The 22,873-nt window shown below is 72.4% G+C and carries 22 protein-coding genes; 14 read left to right on the forward strand and 8 right to left on the reverse strand.

What is annotated here, in order from left to right; genetic code table 11:
• Positions 1 to 11 precede the first annotated feature (11 nt).
• The 3 genes from MKW14_RS00460 to MKW14_RS00470 all read right to left on the reverse strand — a co-directional run bounded on the left by MKW14_RS00460 (position 12) and on the right by MKW14_RS00470 (position 3,789).
• On the reverse strand, positions 12 to 827 hold the full coding sequence (locus MKW14_RS00460; RefSeq protein WP_240858049.1) for a hypothetical protein: 816 nt from the start codon (positions 825 to 827) through the stop codon (positions 12 to 14).
• The gene (locus tag MKW14_RS00465) at positions 827 to 2,101 is read right to left on the reverse strand and encodes a VWA domain-containing protein (RefSeq protein ID WP_240858050.1); all 1,275 of its coding nucleotides are present in this window, start codon (positions 2,099 to 2,101) and stop codon (positions 827 to 829) included. The genes MKW14_RS00460 and MKW14_RS00465 overlap by 1 nt, the downstream gene beginning before the upstream one ends.
• 188 nt (positions 2,102 to 2,289) lie before the next feature.
• Positions 2,290 to 3,789 carry an IucA/IucC family protein gene (locus MKW14_RS00470; RefSeq protein WP_240858051.1) on the reverse strand — a complete coding sequence of 500 codons (1,500 nt, stop codon included), beginning with the start codon at positions 3,787 to 3,789 and terminating at the stop codon, positions 2,290 to 2,292.
• Between the two features lie 92 nt (positions 3,790 to 3,881).
• On the opposite strand from MKW14_RS00470, the gene MKW14_RS00475 reads away from it, so the two are divergent.
• Both MKW14_RS00475 and MKW14_RS00480 read left to right on the forward strand, forming a co-directional pair.
• On the forward strand, positions 3,882 to 5,372 hold the full coding sequence (locus MKW14_RS00475; RefSeq protein WP_240858052.1) for an IucA/IucC family protein: 1,491 nt from the start codon (positions 3,882 to 3,884) through the stop codon (positions 5,370 to 5,372).
• Positions 5,373 to 5,395: 23 nt separating this feature from the next.
• Positions 5,396 to 6,301, forward strand: a complete 906-nt coding sequence (locus MKW14_RS00480; protein ID WP_240858889.1) for a HipA family kinase — start codon at positions 5,396 to 5,398, stop codon at positions 6,299 to 6,301.
• Positions 6,302 to 6,340: 39 nt separating this feature from the next.
• Here the strand turns inward: MKW14_RS00480 and aceB are convergent, their stop codons facing one another.
• Positions 6,341 to 7,966: a malate synthase A gene (gene aceB, locus MKW14_RS00485; protein ID WP_240858053.1), complete on the reverse strand. Its 1,626-nt coding sequence runs from the start codon at positions 7,964 to 7,966 to the stop codon at positions 6,341 to 6,343.
• A gap of 183 nt (positions 7,967 to 8,149) precedes the next feature.
• Positions 8,150 to 8,749, reverse strand: coding sequence for a nucleotidyltransferase family protein (locus MKW14_RS00490; protein ID WP_240858054.1), 600 nt, complete (start codon positions 8,747 to 8,749; stop codon positions 8,150 to 8,152).
• Positions 8,750 to 8,964: 215 nt separating this feature from the next.
• Here MKW14_RS00490 and MKW14_RS00495 point away from each other — a divergent pair, with 215 nt between their 5' ends.
• Positions 8,965 to 9,249: a DUF5955 family protein gene (locus MKW14_RS00495; RefSeq protein ID WP_240858055.1), complete on the forward strand. Its 285-nt coding sequence runs from the start codon at positions 8,965 to 8,967 to the stop codon at positions 9,247 to 9,249.
• Between the two features lie 22 nt (positions 9,250 to 9,271).
• Here the strand turns inward: MKW14_RS00495 and MKW14_RS00500 are convergent, their stop codons facing one another.
• Entirely contained in the window at positions 9,272 to 10,066 is a 795-nt protein-coding gene (locus tag MKW14_RS00500) for an IclR family transcriptional regulator (protein ID WP_240858056.1), read from the reverse strand.
• 248 nt (positions 10,067 to 10,314) lie between these two features.
• On the opposite strand from MKW14_RS00500, the gene allB reads away from it, so the two are divergent.
• From allB to MKW14_RS00525, 5 genes are all read left to right on the forward strand, one after another.
• A complete protein-coding gene (gene allB / locus MKW14_RS00505; protein ID WP_240858057.1) occupies positions 10,315 to 11,655 on the forward strand; it encodes an allantoinase AllB in 1,341 nt (446 codons plus the stop codon).
• A gap of 48 nt (positions 11,656 to 11,703) precedes the next feature.
• On the forward strand, positions 11,704 to 12,819 hold the full coding sequence (alc, locus tag MKW14_RS00510; RefSeq protein WP_240858058.1) for an allantoicase: 1,116 nt from the start codon (positions 11,704 to 11,706) through the stop codon (positions 12,817 to 12,819).
• A 93-nt stretch (positions 12,820 to 12,912) separates the two neighbouring features.
• Positions 12,913 to 13,728 carry an AIM24 family protein gene (locus MKW14_RS00515; protein ID WP_240858059.1) on the forward strand — a complete coding sequence of 272 codons (816 nt, stop codon included), beginning with the start codon at positions 12,913 to 12,915 and terminating at the stop codon, positions 13,726 to 13,728.
• A 95-nt stretch (positions 13,729 to 13,823) separates the two neighbouring features.
• Positions 13,824 to 14,450: a dihydrofolate reductase family protein gene (locus MKW14_RS00520; RefSeq protein WP_240858060.1), complete on the forward strand. Its 627-nt coding sequence runs from the start codon at positions 13,824 to 13,826 to the stop codon at positions 14,448 to 14,450.
• 133 nt (positions 14,451 to 14,583) lie between these two features.
• The gene (locus tag MKW14_RS00525; RefSeq protein WP_240858061.1) at positions 14,584 to 14,970 is read left to right on the forward strand and encodes a ribonuclease domain-containing protein; all 387 of its coding nucleotides are present in this window, start codon (positions 14,584 to 14,586) and stop codon (positions 14,968 to 14,970) included.
• Between the two features lies 1 nt (position 14,971).
• Here MKW14_RS00525 and MKW14_RS00530 read toward each other — a convergent pair whose 3' ends face one another.
• A complete protein-coding gene (locus MKW14_RS00530) occupies positions 14,972 to 15,172 on the reverse strand; it encodes a hypothetical protein (RefSeq protein ID WP_240858062.1) in 201 nt (66 codons plus the stop codon).
• Positions 15,173 to 15,340: 168 nt separating this feature from the next.
• On the opposite strand from MKW14_RS00530, the gene MKW14_RS00535 reads away from it, so the two are divergent.
• From MKW14_RS00535 to MKW14_RS00545, 3 genes are all read left to right on the forward strand, one after another.
• Positions 15,341 to 16,594 (forward strand): sensor histidine kinase, encoded by a 1,254-nt coding sequence (locus MKW14_RS00535; RefSeq protein ID WP_240858064.1) that lies wholly within the window; start codon positions 15,341 to 15,343, stop codon positions 16,592 to 16,594.
• Between the two features lie 43 nt (positions 16,595 to 16,637).
• The gene (locus MKW14_RS00540; RefSeq protein WP_240858066.1) at positions 16,638 to 17,318 is read left to right on the forward strand and encodes a response regulator transcription factor; all 681 of its coding nucleotides are present in this window, start codon (positions 16,638 to 16,640) and stop codon (positions 17,316 to 17,318) included.
• 70 nt (positions 17,319 to 17,388) lie between these two features.
• Positions 17,389 to 18,573: a cytochrome P450 family protein gene (locus MKW14_RS00545; RefSeq protein WP_240858068.1), complete on the forward strand. Its 1,185-nt coding sequence runs from the start codon at positions 17,389 to 17,391 to the stop codon at positions 18,571 to 18,573.
• Between the two features lie 527 nt (positions 18,574 to 19,100).
• Here MKW14_RS00545 and MKW14_RS00550 read toward each other — a convergent pair.
• Complete coding sequence (locus MKW14_RS00550) at positions 19,101 to 20,123, reverse strand: Gfo/Idh/MocA family protein (protein ID WP_240858070.1); 1,023 nt, start codon at positions 20,121 to 20,123, stop codon at positions 19,101 to 19,103.
• A gap of 130 nt (positions 20,124 to 20,253) precedes the next feature.
• Here MKW14_RS00550 and MKW14_RS00555 point away from each other — a divergent pair, with 130 nt between their 5' ends.
• The 3 genes from MKW14_RS00555 to MKW14_RS00565 all read left to right on the forward strand — a co-directional run bounded on the left by MKW14_RS00555 (position 20,254) and on the right by MKW14_RS00565 (position 22,849).
• Positions 20,254 to 20,991: a GntR family transcriptional regulator gene (locus tag MKW14_RS00555; protein ID WP_240858891.1), complete on the forward strand. Its 738-nt coding sequence runs from the start codon at positions 20,254 to 20,256 to the stop codon at positions 20,989 to 20,991.
• Positions 20,992 to 21,122: 131 nt separating this feature from the next.
• Complete coding sequence (locus MKW14_RS00560) at positions 21,123 to 22,271, forward strand: ROK family glucokinase (RefSeq protein WP_208778689.1); 1,149 nt, start codon at positions 21,123 to 21,125, stop codon at positions 22,269 to 22,271.
• On the forward strand, positions 22,268 to 22,849 hold the full coding sequence (locus tag MKW14_RS00565; RefSeq protein WP_240858072.1) for a sugar kinase: 582 nt from the start codon (positions 22,268 to 22,270) through the stop codon (positions 22,847 to 22,849). The genes MKW14_RS00560 and MKW14_RS00565 overlap by 4 nt, the downstream gene beginning before the upstream one ends.
• Positions 22,850 to 22,873: the final 24 nt, after the last annotated feature.

Below are 22,873 nucleotides of genomic sequence, written 5' to 3' on the forward strand. Positions count from 1 at the left end.
TTGACGTACCGTCAGGCTCCCGGCGGCACCCGCGAGGGCCGGCCCGAGCCCCGCGTCAGCGTGTACCCGCCGATCCCCGCGAGGGCGGCCAGGATCGCGCCCACGCCGGTCCACACCCACCGGTCGGACCACCAGCCGGACGACCAGCCGTCCTCGGGCTCGATGCCGGACAGCACCGCCGACTTCGTCGAACCACCGTCCTCCGACTCGGACTTGGACGACACGGCGATCCCCGGCACCAGCGGCTTCGCCAGCGAGCCGTCCACCGCCGCCGAGCCGCCGATGTCCTTAGAGTCGACCTGGATGGAGGCGCCGATCGGCTGGCCGAGGTCGGCCGTGGTCACGTTCACCACCGTCAGCCGGACGTAGTACGTGCCGGGCAGCGGGTCGTTGGCCCACGGCTCCGACCAGGCGCGGACCGTACGCATCACGCAGGTCAGCTCGACCGACGTGGTGCCCTGCGCCGCCGTGCGCGTCTGCGCCCCGTACTGGCAGGCCTGGCGGCGGCGCAGCCCGTCGTACACGTCGATCTGCCAGGTCTGGGCCGCGTGCGTGTCGGGCAGCCTCACCATCGCCTTGACGGTGGGCCGCTGACCGGCGTCCGCGGGAAAGGACCAGTACAGGTAGTCGCCGGCGGAGGCGCTCGCGGTGGCCCGCTGTCCCTGGTCGATCTCGGCCGCCGTACGGAACGACGTGCCCGCCGTGGTCGGCGCGCGGCCGTCCGAGGAGCCGGACGACGAGGGCGACGGCGAGGAGTCGGCCGCCGCGGGGCCCGCCGCGAGACCCAGGGCCAGCAGCGTGGCGCTCAACACGCGTGTGATCCGCATCAGTTGGTCCTCCAGACCGCGACCCGCCAGCGCGACAGCCAGCCCCAGATCAGACCGGCCAGGAACCCGACCAGCACCAGCAACACGAGCAGCCACCAGCCACGGCCGAGACCGAAGGAGGCCACGTCGCTCGCGTGCGAGGGGCCGTCGACGACGTCGACGGTCATCTCCAGCGGCAGACCCGGGGTGGTCTTCACGCCCGAGGCGGCCGAGAAGGAGTTCGTGACCTGCAGACACACCGTCTCGGCGGCCGGTTTGTCGCTGTCGTCGTCGTCCCGTTCGGGCTTGGGATAGCGCAGCCCGGTGGAGATGACGTCCGTGCGCCCGTCGCCCGCGGCCTCCCCGCGCACGATCTCGCGGCCGTGCAGCGTCACGGCCCGCAGCAGCGCCCCGTAGGCGGGATTGACGGCGCGGTCGGCCGCCACGCTCACCGAGGCGCGCAGCTCCTGGCCCGCCTGGACGTCCACCCGGTACCAGCGCTCCTGCCCGAACTCCTCGCGGTCGGTGTAGAGACCGGACTTCAGGGTCGGCGCGTCCGTGCACCGCGCGGCGCCCTCGGTGGCCACCGGCGTCACCACCGGGTCGGCCGCCCGGTCCACCAACTGGTTGACCTTGTCGGTGAGTTCGTCGGTGTGCTCGACCGAGGTGTACGTGCCGCCGGTCGCCTCCGCGATACAACTGAGCTGCTTGTTCAGCTTGGTGCTGGGCACCAGGCCGAGCGTGTCGATGGTCGTGCCGATGCCCTTGGCGGCGATCTCGCGCGCCACCTCGCACGGGTCGAGCGGGGCGCAGGTGTCCTCGCCGTCGGTGATCAGCACGATCCGCTTGGAGCCCGCGCCGCTGCCGAGGTCGTCGGCCGCCTTCAGCAGCGCCGGACCGATCGGCGTCCAGCCGGTCGGCGAGAGGGTCGCCACGGCCGTCTTGGCCTCGGTGCGGTCGAGGGTGCTGACCGGGTAGAGCTGCGCGGTGTCCTTGCAGCCCGTCTGCCGGTCGTTGCCCGGGTAGTTGGCGCCGAGCGTGCGGATGCCGAGCTGGACCTCCTCGGGCGTGGCGTCGAGCACCTCGTTGAACGCCTGCTTCGCCGCCGCCATCCGGGTCCCGCCGTCGATGTCCCGGGTCCGCATGGACCCGCTGACGTCGAGCACGAGATCGACCTTGGGCGTGGCCTCGCCCGTGGGTTCACCGGCGCGGGCCGCGGCCGGGAAGACGAGCCCGGCCGCCAGGGTGGCGAGCAGGGCGCACACTCCTGCCGCCAGCCGTTGTGTTCTGATCATCGGCGGATCCTATTGATCAGGCGGGCCGTGATCCAAAACGGGCGGGGTGGTATGTGACATGGCACTGAGAATTTCAGTGGCATGTGACATACCAACGGGACCCGGTGGTATGTCACATGCCACCCCCGAACCGCAGTGCTATGTCACATGCCGCCCCGGAACCGCAGTGCTATGTCACATACCACCGCTCACCGCAGCGGATTGGGCAGCCCCGTCCACTGATCACCCGCCACCCCCGGCGACATCCGCATCAGCGTCAGCGCCTTCGTCGGCAGCGGCTGTTCGACCAGCGCCGCCAGGTCGGGCGTGCGCGGCAGGTCCCGTACGGCCGTCTCCAGCGCGGCCCCCAGCGCCGGCGCCGAACCCGCCGTACCGGCGAGGGCGCCCGCCACCAGCGAACCGAACAGCTTGCGGCGCAGGGCCGTCACGTCGTCCGTGACGATCCGTCCCGTCAACTCCGGTACCGGGATGCCGTTCCGAGCCAGCCGGGCCGGGCTGACCCGGATGTCGGCGAGGTCGCGGTAGACCAGCCGCAGCGGGGCACCCGTGCGGGACAGGACCACCAGGAGGTTCTGGCCGTGCGCCTCGAGCGCCACACCCAGCTGAAGCAGGCGCAGGCCGACCGTGAGGGTGAGACGTGTGAAGTCGGCGAGCCAGGAGGGGGATTCGGGCAGCGTGGTGGTGGCCAGTGCCCCCACCGGCACCACCCGCTCGCCGCTGTCGGTCGCCGCGTACGTCTGCGGCGACTCCCGCAGCACGGCGGCGAGGTCGGGCGAGTCCGCCGTGGCCGCGCCCAGCGTGCGCGTGACGTGCAGCAGACCGTCCGAACGCGCGGCCAGCGCCTGGGCGAACGACGACAGCGTGGCCGAAAGCCCCACCGAGTAGACCGAGATGTCCCGCACCGAGGACGTCAGCCGGGCGCTCAGCGCGGTCTTGACGTGCGGCCCGTCCGGCAGGGCGAGCGTGCGCAGCGACATCAACGGGTGCGCCTCGCGCCACTCCTCGCAGCTCCGCTTGAGCACGTGCGCCGCCTGCCACGGGTGCACCGGCAGCAACAGCCGCCCCCCGTCCCGCAGTTCGTCGGGCCACTGCCCGGTCACCAGGCACTCGCGCGCGGCCACCGGAACCGTTCCCAGCTCCACGACGGGCCGGTGCTCGGGCCCGTACGCGAGCTGCTCCGCCACCGAGAACCCGGGCCGGGAGCGGCAGCCCGGGTGGTACGGATGCCCGTCGACCACCCGCTGCTCCCACTCCCAGTCGGCGATCGGCCACTGGTCGGCGCGCGGTTCCTGTCCGGCCCGCGACAGCGCCAACGAGGCCACGCTGTGGGCGAGTTCGGCCGCGAAGTCGGCGCCGTGCGGCACCGCGAGGCCGGTCATCAACCGCGCCGGATGGTCGTACGTCGCATCGTCGAGCCGTACGGAGGTCACGTACGCGGCGGTCGCGTACGGGTCCGCGGCCGGGCCGTGCAGCCGGCGCCCGTCGGCCAGGCGCAGGGTGAGCCCGTCCCGGCCCCGCTCCCGGCCCGCGATCCACGGCAGCGGCTCATGGGCGAGGGCCCGCCACAACCGGGTCAGCACGGCCGCCCGGGCGCCGCACAGCTCGGCGTCGTACCGTGGCAGCAGACCGGGGCGTACGGCGGCCAGCTCGTCGGCGACCTCGGACTCCGCGGGGTGGGGACGGTGCACGGGCGGGCTCCTCGGGGCGAGTACGGCGTCACGGACAGGGGGCGACGGCATCCATACTGATCATCTTCGACCGAACGGACCTCTGGGAACGAATGGATCGCGTGGACCTCATGCCCCCGCCCGCCGGTGACGACGCCGACCGCGCCGACGCGTACGCCGCAGCGCCGCTCCTCAACTGTCTGCTGCGCGAGGTCGCCGAGCCACTGGGACGCACGGCCACCCACCGCACGTACCGGCTGCCCGGCGTCGACCGCCGGCTGCGCGTCCGGGGCGGGCGGCGGCCCGCGGAACCCGAGGTCCACGCGGGCGGAAAGTGGCACCGCATCGGCCATACCGAGCTGGTCAAGCTGGTCTCCGAGGAACTGCGCCGCCACACGGGCCTGTCCAACCACGAACTGCCCGCCGAGATGATCGACAGCCGGGACGCGGTGGCCGCGCTGCTCGCCGCCCGCGCCCGGGCAGCGGTGCCCGAGGACCCCTACCGGCGCTCCGAGCAGTCGTTGATCACCGGCCACCCCCACCACCCGGCGCCCAAGGCGCGCGGCGGCGGCCCGGTGGCGGCCTGGCTGCCGTACGCCCCCGAGGCGCACGCGCAGTTCCCGCTCGCGCTGCTCGGCGTGCGCGAGGACACGGTCGTCGAGGAGGGCGACACCTCGGCCCTGGACGGGCTGGGCGAGGCACCGCCCGGCTACCGGCTGCTGCCCGCGCATCCCTGGCAGCTGGAGCTGGTCACGCTCGCGGACGCCTTCGCGGACGGGCGGCTGATCCGGCTCGGCACGACCGCCTTCGCCACCTGGCCGACGGCCGCGGTCCGCACGCTGTACGCCCCCGGCGAGGACCTGTTCCTGAAGTTCAGCCTGGACGTGCGCATCACCAACGACATCCGCCGGCTCTGGCGCCACGACCTGCGAAAACTCCGCCGCACGGACGAGGCGGCCGGCCGCGCCCTCGCCGGGACGACGGGGGCCTGGCTGAGCGACCGGGGCTACCGCACGGCCGGCTTCGCCTTCGAGGAACTCGCGGTGCTGGTCCGGGACGGGCTCGGCGGGCATGTGCCGCCCGGCACGACCCCGCTGCTCGCCGCGGGCCTGGTCGAGGGCTTCGACGGCGACCCGCTGCGCGGTGCCGCGGATCCGGCGGCCTGGTGGGAGGCGTATCTGCGGGCCGTCGTACCGCCCGTGCTGGACGCCTTCGCCGGCCACGGCGTCGTCCTGGAGGCGCATCTGCAGAACACGCTGGTCGCGGTCGACGCCGACGGCATGCCCGTGCGGGCGCTGTTCCGGGACGCGGAGGGCGTGAAGCTGCTGCCCGACGTCCCGCGCGCGGCCGGCTGGGAGCGGCTGGTGTACTGCCTGGTCGTCAACCACCTCACCGAGGTCGCCGCCGCCCTGGCCGAACACCACCCCGGCCTCGACCCCTGGCCCGCCGCCCGCCGCGAACTCGCCCGCCACGACCTGCCCGAGGCCGCCGCCCTCCTCACCTGTCCGACCCTCCCCGGCAAGACGAACCTCCTGCTGCGCTGGACCGGCGCCGACGGCGCGGACGCCCGCTATCTGCCGCTGCCCAATCCGCTGGCCGGGTGAGCGTCGGCATTACCCTGTCGGGTGTGCTGCGCGACGTGACTGCTGTTCGATACGTGACCCCGCTGCGCTCCGGCGGTTCCGTCCCCGGAGTCTTCGAGGCCGACGACCTGGGCACCTACGTCGTGAAGTTCACCGGTTCCGCGCAGGGCCGCAAGGCGCTGGTCGCCGAGGTGATCGTGGGTGAGCTGGCGCGGGCGCTCGGCCTGCGCTTCCCCGAGCTGGTGCTGGTGCGCTTCGACCCCGCGATCGCCTCCGCCGAACCGCACCAGGAGGTGCGGGACCTGCACCGGGCCAGCGTCGGCGTCAACCTCGGCATGGACTATCTGCCGGGCGCCCGGGACTTCACGCCCGAGGTCGCCGAGCACTTCCCCGTGGACCCCCTGGAGGCGGGCCGGATCGTCTGGCTCGACGCCCTCACCGTCAACGTCGACCGGACCGTGCACAGCTCCAACCTGATGGTCTGGCCGACGCTCGGCACCGTACCGCCGCACCTGTGGCTGATCGACCACGGCGCCGCCCTCGTCTTCCACCACCGCTGGGACGCCACCGACCCGGCGAAGGCGTACGACTTCCGCCACCACGCCCTCGGCCACTACGGACCCGACGTCCGCGCCGCCGACGCCGAACTCGCGCCGAAGGTGACCGAGGAACTGCTGCGCCGGGTCGTCGGGGAGGTCCCGGGCGAGTGGCTCACCGACCACGCCACGCCGGAGGAGGCGCGCGAGGCGTACGTGACGTACCTCCACGCGCGCGTGCGCGCCTCCGGGCAGTGGCTGCCCACCGACTTCCCGAGCCGGGAGGCACTCGCCGCCGAGGAGGCCCTGCGCACGGCGAGGAACCAGCGGGGACGCCCCGCGTGGCTGAGGCAGGTCCCCGACCTGCACGGCAAGCCCGCCGCCGAACAGGACTGGTCGGTGCACCTCGGCTGAGGTGCCGGCCTTGGGCGGGTGCCGGCCTCGGCTGAGGTGTCAGCCGCGCAGCTGCTCGTACGCCGGAAGGGTCAGGAAGTCGGCGTAGTCGGCGTCGAGGGAGACCTGCAGCAGCAGGTCGTGGGCCTGCTGCCAGTGGCCGGCCGCGAAGGCCTCCTCGCCGATCTCCGTACGGATGGCGTCGAGTTCCTCGGCGGCGACCTTGCGGGCCAGCTCCGGGGTGGCCTTCTCGCCGTTCTCGAACTCGACGCCCGCGTTGATCCACTGCCAGATCTGCGAGCGGGAGATCTCGGCGGTGGCCGCGTCCTCCATGAGGTTGAAGATGGCGACCGCGCCGAGGCCCCGCAGCCACGCCTCGATGTAACGGATGCCCACCTGGACGGCGTTGACGAGACCGGCGTACGTCGGCTTCGCCTCCAGCGAGTCGATCGCGATCAGGTCGGCGGCCTCGACGTGGACGTCCTCGCGCAGCCGGTCCTTCTGGTTCGGCTTGTCGCCGAGGACCTTGTCGAAGGACTCCATGGCGATCGGGACCAGGTCGGGGTGGGCGACCCAGGAGCCGTCGAACCCGTCGTTCGCCTCACGGTCCTTGTCGGCGCGGACCTTCTCGAAGGCGACCTTGTTGACCTCGGCGTCCCGGCGGGAGGGGATGAACGCCGCCATGCCGCCGATCGCGTGCGCACCGCGCTTGTGGCAGGTGCGCACGAGGAGTTCGGTGTACGCCCGCATGAACGGGGCCGTCATCGTGACCGCGTTGCGGTCCGGGAGGACGAACCTGGCGCCGCCGTCACGGAAGTTCTTGACGATGGAGAACAGGTAGTCCCAGCGGCCGGCGTTCAACCCCGAGGCGTGGTCGCGCAGTTCGTAGAGGATCTCGTCCATCTCGTAGGCCGCGGTGATCGTCTCGATCAGCACGGTCGCGCGGACGGTGCCCTGTGGGACGCCGACGTAGTCCTGCGCGAAGACGAACACGTCGTTCCACAGGCGGGCTTCGAGGTGCGACTCGGTCTTCGGCAGGTAGAAGTACGGGCCCTTGCCGAGGTCGAGCAGGCGCTGGGCGTTGTGGAAGAAGTAGAGGCCGAAGTCGACGAAGGCGCCGGGGACCGGGGAGCCGTCGGCGTCGACCAGGTGCCGCTCGGCGAGGTGCCAGCCGCGCGGGCGCATGACGACCGTCGCCAGCTCCTCGCTCGGGCGCAGGGCGTACGACTTGCCGCTCGCCGGGTCGGTGAAGTCGATGGTCCGGGCGTACGCGTCGATCAGGTTGATCTGACCGGTGACCACGTTCTCCCAGGTCGGCGCCGAGGCGTCCTCGAAGTCCGCGAGCCAGATCCGGGCGCCGGAGTTGAGGGCGTTGACGGTCATCTTGCGGTCGGTCGGGCCGGTGATCTCCACGCGCCGGTCGTTCAGGGCGGCGGGGGAGGGGGCCACCTTCCAGGAGTCGTCGGCGCGGATCGCGGCGGTCTCCGGGAGGAAGTCGAGGGTGGAGGTGCGGGCGATCTCGGCGCGGCGCTCGGCGCGGCGGGCGAGGAGTTCGTCACGGCGCGGCGTGAACCGCCGGTGCAGCTCGGCCACGAAGGCGAGGGCCGCCTCGGTGAGGACCTCCTCCTGCCGGGGCAGGGGCTCGGCGTCGACGATGGCCAGCGGGGACGGCGCTGGTGCGGACATGAGCTGTCACTTCCTTCAGCGGTGGCACCGGGTGCCAGTCGAACCGGGTACGGCGAGCGCGCCCTCGCCAGGGGAGGGCGCTTCTGAACAGTGGATACTAGTTTCCTCATCGTGGAAGTTCAATGGTTTGTTGATGTCGAGATTCTCCGGGTCGAGGCAAGGTGGCGCTGGGTGCCATCCCGCTCACTCCAGGTGCGCGAGGTCGGCCTCGGTGTCGATGTCGTACGGCCGCGCCACGTCCCCGCACTCGACGAGCGTGATGGCCTCTCGGTGCTCCTTCAGATAGGCGCGTGCCCCCCGGTCGCCGGTCGCAGTCGCCGCGATCTTGGCCCAGTGCGCGGCGCCGAAGAGGACCGGGTGGCCGCGTACGCCGTCGTAGGCGGCCGAGACCAGGGAGTCCTCGTCCGCGAAGCCCGCGAGCACCCGCCGCACGGCCTCCGGCCCGATGCCGGGCTGGTCCACGAGCGAGACGAGCGCGGCCCGCGCCCCCGTGCCGGCGAGCGAGTCCAGCCCGGTCCGCAACGACGACCCCATGCCGTCGGCCCAGCCGGGGTTCTCGACGAGCACGCACCCCTCCAGCCGCGCCCGCTCCCGCACCGCGTCCGCCGCGGCCCCGAGCACCACATGGACCCGGTCGCACCCGGCCGCTCGCAGCACGCCCACCGCATGTTCCACCAGTGGCCGCCCGCGGTGCTCCAGCAGCGCCTTGGGCCGCCCGCCGAGCCGCCGGCCGCCCCCCGCGGCGAGCAGCAGCCCGGCCACGTCCACCTGTCCGTTCCTCATGCCTCCTGCATACCTGACATCGGGGCGGGTGCCTGGTTTCCGGGGGCTGAATTTCGGTCCGCACGGTGGCGCGCCGGGCACCGGGTGGCGTTTACTGACCCGCGTCCCCGGCGCCCGACCAACGCCACAGGGGGCGCGTAGCGGGATCACCACAAGACGGCGCACAAGGGCGTGCGAGGGGGAGAGCTGTGTTGCGGAGCTTGGGGCAGAGACCAGTGACCGGCAGTGACGAGGACCCGAGAGTGGCGGGACTGCGGACCGCGGTCTCCCGGCTGCGCCGTGAACTGGCCGCGCATCCGGCGGAGTTCCCCGACCGCGCCATCGCCGAGGACGAACTCGCCGCCCTCGCCGCCATGGTCACCTACGGCAGCCCCGAAGTCCCCCGCCTGCGCAGCTCGTTGCTGCTGATAGCGGGCGCGATCGGCTCGGTGAGCGCCCTGTCCCGTGGGCTGGCGGAGGTCCGCGACGCGGTGGAGCTGTTCGGGGAACCGAGGTCCTGACCCGCTCGCGCGCTCGGGGGCGTCACGCCGGGTTCTGGCTGGCCAGTGCCTGTGACAGTTCGCCGGCCGCCTGCTGGAGCACCGGCACGATCCGCTCCGTCGCCGACTCCGTGACCCGGCCGGCCGGCCCCGAGATCGAGATGGCGGCCGCGGTGGGGGAGTCGGGCACGGACACGGCGAGACAGCGGACGCCGATCTCCTGCTCGTTGTCGTCGACCGCGTAACCCCGGCGGCGGACGTCCTCCAGGGCGGCCAGGAAACCCTCGGGTGTGGTGATGGTCTTCTCGGTCGTGGCCGGCATGCCCGTGCGGTGGAGCAGGGCACGCACCTCGTCGTCCGGGAAGCCGGCCAGCAGCGCCTTGCCCACCCCCGTCGAGTGCGGCAGCACCCGTCGGCCGACCTCCGTGAACATGCGCATCGAGTGCTTGGACGGCACCTGGGCGACGTACACGATCTCGTCGCCGTCCAGCAGCGCCATGTTCGCCGTCTCTCCGGTCTCCTCGACCAGCCGGGCCAGGTAGGGCCGCGCCCAGGTGCCGAGCAGCCGGGACGCCGACTCGCCGAGGCGGATCAGGCGGGGGCCGAGCGCGTACCGGCGATTGGCCTGCTGGCGGACGTAACCGCAGGCCACGAGCGTGCGCATCAGACGGTGGATGGTGGGCAGGGGCAGGCCGCTGCTCGCGGACAGCTCGCTCAGGCCGACCTCGCCGCCCGCGTCGGCCATCCGCTCGAGCAGGTCGAAGGCGCGCTCGAGGGACTGGACGCCCCCGCCGTTGGACCTGGCGGAGTCGGTGGTGCTGGCGCTGGACGTCGGCACGGCGCGTTCCTTTCGGGCGGGCGGGAGGGCAGCAGCCTACCCGCCGGTCGGTTGACTCCCCGCTGGTGCATGGCTACGTTCTGCTTGACGGAATTCTAATTCCGCTTTGTGGAAACGTCCAGAGTGGCCGTCGGGGAAGCCCCGCCCGTCAGTGTGCCCTTGACGGGGCGAGGGTGGGAGCGGAGACTCCTTCAACAGAAAGTTGAATTCCGTTACGCGGAAGTCAACGGCGGCAGAGAGGGGTCCGGGTGTCCGACGCTGAACTGGTGCTGCGCTCGACGCGCGTCATCACCCCGGAGGGAACGCGGGCCGCCTCGGTCGCGGTCGCCGGGGGCAGGATCACGGCTGTACGGGCGTACGACGCTCCCGTACCGGAGGGTGCCCGCCTGGAGGACCTGGGCGACGACGTCCTGCTGCCCGGCCTGGTCGACACGCACGTGCACGTCAACGACCCCGGCCGCACCGAGTGGGAGGGCTTCTGGACCGCCACGCGCGCGGCGGCGGCCGGCGGCATCACCACCCTCGTCGACATGCCGCTCAACTCCCTCCCGCCGACCACGACGGTCGACCACCTGCGGACCAAGCAGGCGGTCGCCGCCGACAAGGCGCACATCGACGTCGGCTTCTGGGGCGGCGCCCTGCCGGACAACGTCAAGGACCTCCGCCCGCTGCACGAGGCCGGCGTCTTCGGCTTCAAGGCGTTCCTGTCCCCGTCCGGCGTGGACGAGTTCCCGCACCTCGACCAGGACCGGCTCGCCCAGTCCCTGGCCGAGATCTCCTCCTTCGGCGGCCTGCTGATCGTGCACGCCGAGGACCCGCACCACCTGGAAGCCGCCCCGCAGCAGGGCGGCCCCCGCTACGCCGACTTCCTGGCCTCCCGCCCGCGCGACGCCGAGGACACGGCGATCGCGCAGCTCATCGCCCAGGCGAAACGCCTCCACGCGCGCGTGCACGTCCTGCACCTGTCGTCCGGCGACGCGCTGCCGCTGATCGCCGCGGCGAAGGCGGAGGGCGTCCGCGTCACCGTCGAGACCTGCCCGCACTACCTGACCCTCACCGCGGAGGAAGTCCCGGACGGCGCCAGCGAGTTCAAGTGCTGCCCGCCCATCCGCGAGGCCGCCAACCAGGACCTGCTGTGGCGGGCGCTGGCCGACGGCACGATCGACTGCGTGGTCACCGACCACTCCCCGTCCACGGCCGACCTCAAGACGGACGACTTCGCGACGGCCTGGGGCGGCATCTCGGGCCTGCAGCTGAGCCTGTCCGCGGTCTGGACGGCGGCCCGGGCCCGCGGTCACTCACTGGAGGACGTGGTCCGCTGGATGTCCACGCGGACCTCGGAACTGGTCGGTCTGGACGGGCGCAAGGGCGCCATCGCTCCCGGTCACGACGCCGACTTCGCCGTCCTCGCCCCGGACGAGACCTTCACCGTCGACCCGGCGGCCCTCCAGCACCGCAACCGTGTGACGGCGTACGCGGGCAGGACCCTGCACGGCGTCGTGAGGTCGACCTGGCTGCGCGGCGAACGCATCGTGGCGAACGGCGAGTTCACCGCCCCGAGGGGCCGACTGCTCACCCGCACCCCCTGATCCCCTGTCCGCACCCGCGGCGGCCGACTCCCGAAAGGCACACATCCCGTGACGGCGATCCCCAGCTTCACCGGCGACGCGAACCCCTACGGCGGCGGCGACCCCTACGCGGACTACCGCACCGCCGACTTCCCCTTCACCCAGTACGCCAACCTCGCCGACCGGCAGCTCGGCGCCGGTGTCATCGCCGCCAACGACGAGTTCTTCGCCCAGCGGGAGAACCTCCTGGTGCCCGGGCCGGCCGAGTTCGACCCCGAGCACTTCGGGCACAAGGGCAAGATCATGGACGGCTGGGAGACCCGGCGGCGCCGCGGCGCGAGCGCCGGGCACCCGTGGCCGACGGCCGAGGACCACGACTGGGCCCTGGTCCGCCTCGGCGCGCCCGGTGTGATCCGGGGCATCGTCGTGGACACGGCCCACTTCCGCGGCAACTACCCGCAGGCGGTGTCGGTCGAGGGCACGTCGGTCCCCGGTTCCCCCTCCCCGGAGGAGCTCCTCGGTGACGACGTGAAGTGGACGACCCTCGTCCCGCGCACCCCGGTGGGCGGCCACGCGGCGAACGGCTTCGCCGTCTCCGTCGAGCAGCGCTTCACGCACCTCAGGGTCAACCAGCACCCCGACGGCGGCATCGCCCGCCTGCGGGTGTACGGCGAGGTCGTGCCCGACCCGGCCTGGCTGGCGACCCTCGGCACCTTCGACGTGGTCGCCCTGGAGAACGGCGGCCGGGTCGAGGACGCCTCGAACCTCTTCTACTCGCCGGCCACCAACACCATCCAGCCCGGCCGCTCCCGCAAGATGGACGACGGCTGGGAGACCCGCCGGCGCCGCGATCAGGGCAACGACTGGATCCGCTACCGGCTGGCCGCGCAGGCCCACCTCCGCGCCCTGGAGATCGACACGGCGTATCTGAAGGGCAACAGCGCCGGCTGGGCGTCGGTGTCCGTCAAGGACGGCGAGAGCGGCGACTGGACGGAGATCCTCCCGCGCACCCGCCTCCAGCCCGACACCAACCACCGCTTCGTCCTCCCGGCCCCGGCGACCGCCACGCACGCGCGCGTGGACATCTACCCCGACGGGGGCATCTCCCGCCTGCGGCTCTTCGGTTCCCTCACGCGGCAGGGCGCGTCGGAACTGTCGGCCCGGCACCAGGAACTGGGCGGGTAGCACGCGCGCGGGTGACCGCCAGGCGATCCCTGGCCCACCTCGGGCCGCCGGACCGGCCGGAACTCTTCGCGGCACTTCCGGCGTTCTCCCCACGTGACACTTCAGCAAGAGATCGTCGGCAACGCCATGCAGATGGCGGTCGTCAGCCTGCAGCCCGGCCAGACCGTCTACTGCGAGGCCGGAAAGTTCCTGTTCAAGACGGTGAACGTGACCATGGAGACCCGGCTGTCGGGCCCGTCGAACAACGGCGGCGGCCAGCAGCAGGGCGGAGGCGGCGGCATGGGCGGCATGCTGCGCCAGGCCATGGGCACCGCCATGCAGGTCGGTCAGCGCATGCTCGCGGGCGAGTCGATGGCGTTCCAGTACTTCAGCGCGCAGGGCGGCGAGGGCACGGTCGGCTTCGCGGGCGTGCTCCCGGGCGAGATGCGCGCCCTGGAACTCGACGGCGGCCGCGCGTGGTTCGCCGAGAAGGACGCCTTCGTGGCCGCGGAGTCCACCGTCGACTTCGGCATCGCCTTCCAGGGCGGCCGCACCGGCATGAGCGGCGGCGAGGGCTTCATCCTGGAGAAGTTCACCGGCCGCGGCACGGTGATCATCGCCGGCGCCGGCAACTTCATCGACCTCAATCCGGCCGATTTCGGCGGCCGCATCGAGGTCGACACCGGCTGCGTGGTCGCCTTCGAGGAGGGCATCCAGTACGGCGTCCAGCGCGTCGGCGGCCTCAACCGCCAGGGCCTGATGAACGCCGTCTTCGGCGGCGAGGGCCTCTCCCTGGCCACCCTGGAGGGCAACGGCCGCGTCATCCTCCAGTCCCTGACCATCGAGAGCCTGGCCAACGCCCTGAAGAAGGCCCAGGGCGGCGACAAGCAGGGCCCGACGGGCGGCCTCTTCTCGACGAACGCCGGCTGAGCCGCCGTACACCCGCGCGCGGGCGATGATTTGCGGGGCCCAGCGGGGTCTGAGGTGATGACAACAGACCCCGCACAAGGAAGCAGGCACCCGACATGGGCAAGCTCGTCTCCACCATCTTCGTCACCCTCGACGGCGTCTACCAGGGCCCGGGCGGCCCGCAGGAGGACACCCGGGGCGGCTTCGAACACGGCGGCTGGAGTTTCGTCTACGGCGACGAAGGCTTCGGAGAGTTCATCGGCGAGGTCTTCGAACGCCCGTCGGCGTTCCTCCTCGGCCGCCGTACGTACGACATCTTCGCCGGGTACTGGCCGAAGGTGACCGACCCGGCCAACCGCGTCGCCGCCCAGCTGAACGCCCTGCCGAAGTACGTCCCCTCGGCCACCCTCACCGACCCCTCCTGGTCCGGCACCACCGTGCTCGGCGGCGACCTCGCCAAGGAGGTCACCGCGCTCAAGGAGCGCACCGACGGCGAGATCCAGGTGCACGGCAGCGGCGCCCTGGTGCGGTCCCTGCTCTCGCTCGACCTGCTCGACACCGTGCACCTGGCGACGTTCCCGGTGGTCCTCGGCTCCGGCCTGCGCCTCTTCCCGGAGGGCTCCGTGCCCACGAGGTTCCGCCACGCCGGCGGACGTGTCACCCCCGCCGGGGTCTCCATCCAGACCTACGACGCGGCCGGCCGGCCCGAGTACGGCTCCTACGAGCTTCCGGAGAACGCCTGACCGCACGCCGTGTGGGGGCCGTGTGACGAGGTGCGGCCCCCACGTTAACGCGACGAAAACTCATCGGACACCACGGCAAAATCCGCGGAGTTGTCATTGACATGCCATTGTCTACGCGCGTCATCATGAGGGCATGAGATTCCCCCCACGTGCCACGCGCATCGGTGCCGCAGCCGCCCTCGTGTCCGCCCTCCTCGTCGGCGGCGCCGTCACCGCCACGCCGGCGGCCGCCGCCGTCGGCACCATCTGCTACGGCGACCTGCCCTCCCAGGCGTACGACACGCTCGACCTGATCGCGTCCGGCGGCCCCTTCCCGTACTCGCAGGACGGCGTCGTCTTCCGCAACCAGGAACACGTCCTGCCCAGCCAGCCGTCCGGCTACTACCACGAGTACACGGTCAAGACGCCCGGCTCCTCCACGCGCGGGGCCCGCCGCATCGTGACCGGTGAGGAGTACCAGGAGGACTACTACACCTCCGACCACTACGCCACGTTCGACCTGATCGACTTCGGCTGCTGAGTCAGCCGGCCTTCCGGCTCTCCGCCGCGGCGAACAGCGCGAACGCCAGGACCAGCAGGGCGACGCTCGCGTAGACCCCGTAGCCGTCGAGGAAGCCGAGCCGCCGTACGAGCCCCACATGCCAGTGGGTGAACTCGTCCACCAGGCCCAGCACGCCCTGCACCAGCGCGACAAAACCGAGAAACTCCAGCAGCCGTTTCATGGCACGACCCTCGCCCCGCGGTCCCCCCACACACATCGGCCGCGGGGCGAGCCTTATCCGACCGAAGTACCCCCTCGCGGGCCCGCGCGCGCCGAAAGTCTGCGGCGGTGCGACTTTGGTCGGCGATCGCCCGCACGGAGGGGTGCGCGGCGCCCCCGCTGCGTAGATTTGTCGACCGTGAGCGATGACGAACCGGCGCGGATCGTGGGGCGCGGATGGCTGTTTCCGTCCGCCGTCCTCCATGAGATCGACCCCGACGCCGGGCGGAGGGGGCGCTCCGGGCGGCCCCGGCGCACCGCCCGCGACTGGGTCGTCGACTTCACCTGCTTCGTTCTCGCCGTCGTCATCGGTCTGGCGGCCGCGGACACCCTCTCCCACGACCAGCACACCCCGCACTCCCTGGCCGTCCTCGACCAGCTGCTCGGCGCCCTCGCCTGCGGCGCGGTCTGGGTGCGCCGCCGCTGGCCGCTCGGGCTGGCCGTCGCCATGATCCCCGTCGGCCTGCTGTCGAACACGGCGGGCGGCGCGGCCATGATCGCCCTGTTCACCCTCGCCGTGCACCGGCCCCTGCGGTACGTCGGCTGGATAGGCGGCGTGCAGCTGGCGCTGGTCCCGCTGTTCTTCTGGATGCGCCCCGACCCCGACCTGCCCTACGCCGCTGCGGTCGCCTTCACCGAGCTGCTCACCCTCACGGTGATCGGCTGGGGCATGTTCGTACGGTCCAAGCGGCAGCTCATGCTGAGCCTGCGGGACCGCGCCCGGCGTGCCGAGACGGAGGCCCGGCTGCGGGCCGAGCAGGCGCAGCGGCTGGCCCGGGAGTCCATCGCCCGGGAGATGCACGACGTCCTCGCGCACCGGCTGACACTGCTGAGCGTCCACGCGGGCGCCCTGGAGTTCCGCCCGGACGCGCCCCGCGAGGAGGTCGTGCGGGCGGCCGGAGTCATCCGGGAGAGCGCCCACGAGGCCCTGCAGGACCTGCGGGAGATCATCGGCGTGCTGCGCGCCGGCGAGAGCGACGAGGCGGGACGTCCCCAGCCGACGCTCGCGGCGCTCGACGCGCTGGTCGCCGAGTCCCGTGAGGCCGGCATGAAGGTCACCCTGGCCGGGCGGGTCGCCGACCCGGCCGCCGTGCCCGCCTCCGTCGGCCGCACCGCCTACCGCATCGCGCAGGAGGGCCTCACCAACGCCCGCAAGCACGCCCCCGGCACGGAGGTCACCGTCGAGGTCGAGGGCGCCCCGGGAGACGGACTGGTCGTGACCGTGGGCAACCCCGCCCCCGAGGGGGACGTCCTGTCCGTCCCCGGCTCCGGGCAGGGCCTGATCGGGCTGACGGAGCGGGCCACGCTGGCCGGGGGCCGGCTGGAGCACGGGGTGCGGGAGGACGGCGGGTTCCAGGTACGGGCATGGCTGCCCTGGGCATGACTTCACGGGATGCGCCGGCGGCGGATCTGGTTACGTAAGCGCCATGACTGCGATCAGACTGCTGCTCGTCGACGACGACCCCCTGGTGCGGGCCGGGCTGTCCCTGATGATGGGCGGTGCCGACGACATCGTGATCGTCGGCGAGGCCGCCGACGGGAGCGAGGTCGAGGCGCTCGTCGACCGCACCCGCCCCGACGTCGTCCTCATGGACATCCGGATGCCGTCGGTCGACGGGCTCACGGCCACCGAACGGCTGCGCGCCCGCAAGGACGCCCCGCAGATCGTGGTCCTCACCACCTTCCACGCCGACGAGCAGGTGCTGCGTGCCCTGCGCGCGGGGGCCGCCGGGTTCGTCCTCAAGGACACCCCGCCCGCCGAGATCGTCGAGGCGGTGCGCCGGGTCGCGACCGGCGACCCGGTGCTGTCGCCGGCCGTCACCCGCCAGCTGGTCGAGCACGCCGTGGGCAACGCCGCCGACACTCGGCGCACGCGCGCCCGCGCGCGTATCGCGCTCCTCAACGACCGCGAGCGCGAGGTCGCCGTCGCGGTCGGCCGCGGTCTCGCCAACGCCGAGATCGCCGCGGAGCTGTTCATGAGCGTCGCCACCGTGAAGACCCATGTCTCCCGCATCCTGGCCAAGCTCGGCCTCAACAACCGTGTCCAGATCGCCCTGTTGGCCTACGACGCGGGGCTCCTGGAGGAATCCGGGGGCGACGGGCACTGACGGCGGTCGCCGTGCGTTGTCCGGATGCCGGCTGAAAGCCGGACGGGGGACGGGGGAGGGCAGGAAGAGCATGGCGGAGTTGATCGACCTGGGGGAGTTCGGCGACGCCTTCCGCGTCGACCCGCATCCCGTGTACGCGCGCCTGCGCGAGCGCGGCCCCGTGCACCGGGTCCGGCTGCCGGGTATGGACGCCCACCACGAGACCTGGCTCGTCGTCGGGTACGAGGAGGCACGGGCCGCGCTCGCCGACCCGCGGCTGTCGAAGGACGGCAGCAAGATCGGCATGCTGTTCCTGGACGAGGAGCTGATCGGCAAGTACCTGCTGGGCACCGACCCGCCCCAGCACACCCGGCTGCGCTCCCTGGTCTCCCGCGCCTTCACCATGCGGCGCGTGGAGCAACTGCGGCCGAGGATCCAGGAGATCACCGACGAGCTGCTCGACGCGATGCTCCCGCGCGGGCGGGCCGACCTCGTCGAGTCGCTCTCCTACCCGCTGCCCATCACCGTGATCTGCGAGTTGCTGGGCGTGCCCGAGATGGACCGCTCGGAGTTCCGGAAGATCTCCACCGAGGCGGTCGCGCCGACCGACTCCGCCAGCGAGCACGCGGCGTTCGTCCGGCTCGCCGAGTACCTCACCGAGCTGATCGAGGACAAACGCTGCGCCGGACCGAGCGGCGACCTGCTGAGCGACCTGATCCGCACCACCGCCGAGGACGGCGACCGGCTCTCGGCGGGCGAACTGCGCGGCATGGCCTTCGTACTGCTCATCGCCGGGCACGAGACGACGGTCAACCTCATCACCAACGCCGTCCACGCCCTGCTCACCCACCCGGACCAACTCGCCGCCCTGCGCGCCGACATGGACCTCGTGGACGGCGTCGTGGAGGAGACGCTGCGGTGGGAGGGACCGGTGGAGAATGCGACCTTCCGGTTCGCCGCCGAGACCCTGGAGATCGCCGGCACGAAGATCGTGCGGGGCGACGCGGTCATGGTCGCCCTCACCGCCGCCGACCGGGACGCGGGCCGCTTCCCCGACCCCGACCGCTTCGACCCGCGCCGCGACACCCGCGGCCACCTCGCCTTCGGCCACGGCGTCCACTACTGCCTGGGCGCCCCCCTGGCCCGCCTGGAGGCCCGCACAGCGCTACGCACCCTCCTGCAGCGCGCCCCGCGCCTGGCCCCAGCCGGCCCACCCGGCGACTGGCTACCGGGGACGCTGATGCGGGGCGTGCGCAGCCTGCCGGTGCGCTGGTGACGCATTCACCGGCGCTCTCCCGGGCGTTCACCGACGGGGGGGTCGGCCGAGGGTGCTTGCCGGTGGGCGTTCGCCGGCGGGGGTTCGGTTGAGGACGCTTGCCGACGGAGGCTCACCGGAAGGGGCTCGGCCGAGGGTAGTCGCCAGAGGGGGTTCGGCCGAGGGCGCTTGGTCGAGGGTCCTTGCCGGTGGGTGTTCACCGGAAGGCTGTTTGGCCCAAGGCGCTCACCGTGAGGCGGGAACCGCAGGGTGCTCGCCGGCAGCACCCTCGCCGGAAGGCGCTCGGTCGAGGCTGTCGGCCGGTGCGTGTTCGCCGGAGGGCGCTCGGCCGATGCTGCTTGTCGGCGGGTGTTCGCCGGAAGGCTCTCACTCGAGGCTGCTGACCCCACGCCGTTCACCCGAGGCTGTCACCGGAAGGCCCTCATCCGACGACGTTTGCCGGCGGGTGCTCCCGAGGGCGCTCAGCCGAGGCTGCTCACCAGAGGGCGCTCACCGGGGCCGGTCTGAAGGTGCTCACCAGAACGCGTTCACCGGAAGGCCGATTCCACCCGGCCCGGGATCTCCGCCAGTGCCACCGGTCTGCGTTCGCGTCGGGAGACCTCGCAGGCCTCGGCGATGCGCAGTGCCTGGAGGGCCTCGCGGCCGTCGCAGGGGTTGGCCCGGTGGCCCAGGACCACCTCGACGAAGGCGGACAGCTCGGCCTCGTAGGCGGGTCCGAAGCGCTCCAGGAACCCCGACCACGGCTTGTCCGCGGCCGGCGGCCCGGTCGGCTCGGTGGACGCGATCGGCGTACGGTCGTCCAGCCCGACCACGATCTGGTCCAGCTCCCCGGCCAGCTCCATCCGCACGTCGTACCCGGCGCCGTTCATCCGCGTCGCCGTGGCGGTGGCGAGGGTGCCGTCGTCCAGGGTCAGCAGCGCGGCGCCCGTGTCGACGTCGCCGGCCTCCCGGAACATCGCGGGCCCGGCGTCGGACCCGGCCGCGTACACGTCGACCACCTCGTGCCCGGTCACCCAGCGCAGCACGTCGAAGTCGTGGATCAGTGTGTCCCGGTACAGCCCGCCGGACAGCGGCAGCCACGAGGGCGGCGGCGGGGCCTGGTCGGACGTCAGCGCCCGCACGGTGTGCAGCCGCCCGAGCCGGCCCGAGCGCACCGCGTCCCGGGCGCCCGAGTACCCCGTGTCGAAGCGGCGCTGGAACCCCATCTGCAGAATGGTTCCGGCGGACTCGACCTCGGCGATCGCGCTCAAGGTGCCGGGCAGATCCAGGGCGATGGGCTTCTCGCAGAACACCGGGAGCCCTGAGCGTGCTGCCCGACCGATCAGTTCGGCGTGGGCCGCCGTGGCCGTGGTGATCACCACGGCGTCGACGCCCCACCTGAAGATCTCGTCCACTCCCGGCGCCGCCGTCTCGCCGAGCCGCAGCGCGAGCTCCTGGGCCCGCGCCGGATCCACGTCCGTGAGGATCAGCGAGCCCACCTCGCGGTGGCGGCTGAGCGTGTTCGCATGAATGGTGCCGATGCGGCCCGTACCGATGACCCCGATGCGCATGAGAACAAAAGTGGGGCCCCGAGCCGGGTGCTGTCAATGCATATGTCCGGACAATCGAACTACACAACTTCCCGTCAACAACGCCTGGAGCTACGCTCGGCCCGTGCCGAAACCAGAAACGGACCCGACCGTGTCGCTCGAGCTCAGTGTCGACCGCAGCTCTCCCGTGCCGCTGTACTTCCAGCTGTCGCAACAGCTGGAGGCGGCGATCGAGCACGGCTCGCTCACCCCCGGCAGCCTGCTGGGCAACGAGATCGAGCTGGCCGCACGGCTCGGCCTGTCCCGGCCCACCGTCCGCCAGGCCATCCAGTCGCTCGTCGACAAGGGCCTCCTGGTGCGCCGCCGCGGCGTCGGCACCCAGGTCGTGCACAGCCAGGTCAAACGCCCCCTGGAGCTCTCCAGCCTCTACGACGACCTGGAGGCGGCCGGCCAGCGTCCCGCGACGAAGGTCCTGGTCAACACGGTGGTCCCGGCCACCGCCGAGGTCGCCGCCGCGCTCGGCGTCGCCGAGGACAGCGACGTGCACCGCGTCGAACGCCTCCGTCTCGCCCACGGCGAGCCGATGGCGCACCTGTGCAACTTCATCCCGCCGGGCCTGCTCGACCTGGACACGGCCCAGCTGGAGTCCACCGGCCTGTACCGCATGATGCGCGCCGTCGGCATCACCCTGCACAGCGCCCGCCAGACCATCGGGGCCCGCGGCGCGACGGCCGCCGAGGCCGACCGCCTCGGCGAGCAGGAGGGGGCGCCGCTGCTCACCATGCAGCGCGTCACGTTCGACGACACGGGCAGAGCGGTCGAGTACGGCACGCACACGTACCGCCCGTCCCGCTACTCCTTCGAGTTCCAGCTGCTCGTACGGTCCTGAGGGGCGCGGGGAAGGGCCCCGGGTATGTCGCAATGTCCGGGCAACCGGATCACTCCGTGGCGCACGGGGCCGTGCCGATGTGCGGCTCCCGTTCGGCGCCCACCACGCGCGTGCGGCACAATCGGGCCTTGATGAGCACCTACGGCAACTTCACCGCCCCCATAGGCTCCCGCCGCGCCCCCGCACTGCGCACCGTCGGCACCCGGGAACGCCGGTCGCACCTGACCGCTCCCCGGGTCCCCACCGTCGGCATCGACATCGGCGGCACCAAGGTGATGGCCGGCGTCGTGGACGCCGACGGCAACATCCTGGAGAAGCTCCGCACGGAGACGCCGGACAAGTCCAAGAGCCCCAAGGTCGTCGAGGACACCATCGTCGAACTGGTCCTGGACCTCTCCGACCGCCACGACGTGCACGCCGTCGGCATCGGCGCGGCCGGCTGGGTGGACGCCGACCGCAACCGCGTCCTGTTCGCCCCGCACCTCTCCTGGCGCAACGAGCCCCTGCGCGACCGCCTCGCGGGCCGGCTCGCCGTGCCCGTCCTGGTGGACAACGACGCCAACTCCGCCGCCTGGGCCGAGTGGCGCTTCGGCGCCGGCCGGGGCGAGGACCACCTGGTCATGATCACCCTGGGTACCGGCATCGGCGGCGCCATACTGGAGGACGGCCAGGTCAAGCGCGGCAAGTACGGCGTCGCCGGCGAGTTCGGCCATATGCAGGTCGTGCCCGGCGGTCACCGCTGCCCGTGCGGCAACCGCGGCTGCTGGGAGCAGTACAGCTCCGGCAACGCCCTGGTGCGGGAGGCCAAGGAGCTGGCCGCCGCGGACTCCCCGGTGGCGTACGGGATCATCGAGCACGTCAAGGGGCAGATCGGCGACATCACCGGCCCGATGATCACCGAGCTGGCCCGCGAGGGCGACGCGATGTGCGTCGAACTGCTGCAGGACATCGGCCAGTGGCTCGGCGTCGGCATCGCCAACCTCGCCGCGGCCCTGGACCCGTCCTGCTTCGTGATCGGCGGTGGCGTCAGCGCGGCCGACGACCTGCTGATCGCCCCCGCGCGCGACGCCTTCAAGCGGCAGCTCACCGGCCGCGGCTACCGCCCCGAGGCCCGGATCGTGCGTGCCCAGCTCGGCCCCGAGGCCGGCATGGTGGGCGCCGCCGACCTCGCCCGGCTGGTCGCCCGCCGCTTCCGCCGCGCCAACCGGCGCCGGGTCGAGCGCTACGAGCGCTACGCGCGCTACACCCAGGCCCGCCGCTCCACCCGGGACACCGCATGACGGCATCCCTGCCGCACCAGGGCGCCTCCACGGGCGAGCCGGCCCAGTCGGCCGAGGCACGCGGTCACAAGATCCGCCGACGGGCGCTCACCCTGCTCATCATCGTGCTGCTCATCGGCGTCCCGGCCGGCTATCTGGTGATCTCCGCGGCCCAGAGCCGCGACAGCGGCAAGGACAAGGAGGCCAAGTACGCGGCGACCGGCCTCACCAGGGACTGGCCGTCGAAGGTGCAGCGCCGCCTCTACGAGGTGCCGATGCCGCACCCGTCGGGCATGGTCGCCTCCTACGAGACCAACAACTGGAAGACCAGCCGACTCTACGTCCAGTTCCAGACGCCCCTGCCCAACCTCGACGTCTTCCTCCACGACATGGGCGTCACCCGTGCCGATCTGAAGAAGGACGACATCACGATCAGCGCCCGCGACCAGAAGATCACCGGCTGGAACTTCACCCGTCCCGGCCCCTGGTACGGCCTCACCCACAAGCAGAAGAGCCCCAAGCCGACGCAGGACGTCGTGGTGAACCTGGCCAACGCGCGCAACCCGTTCTTCTACGTCGTCTCCCGCACCGTTCCGTAGCGAGCGCGGCCCCGGAAGGGTCGC

This window comes from Streptomyces gilvus (assembly GCF_022513565.1).
Classification (GTDB): domain Bacteria; phylum Actinomycetota; class Actinomycetes; order Streptomycetales; family Streptomycetaceae; genus Streptomyces; species Streptomyces gilvus.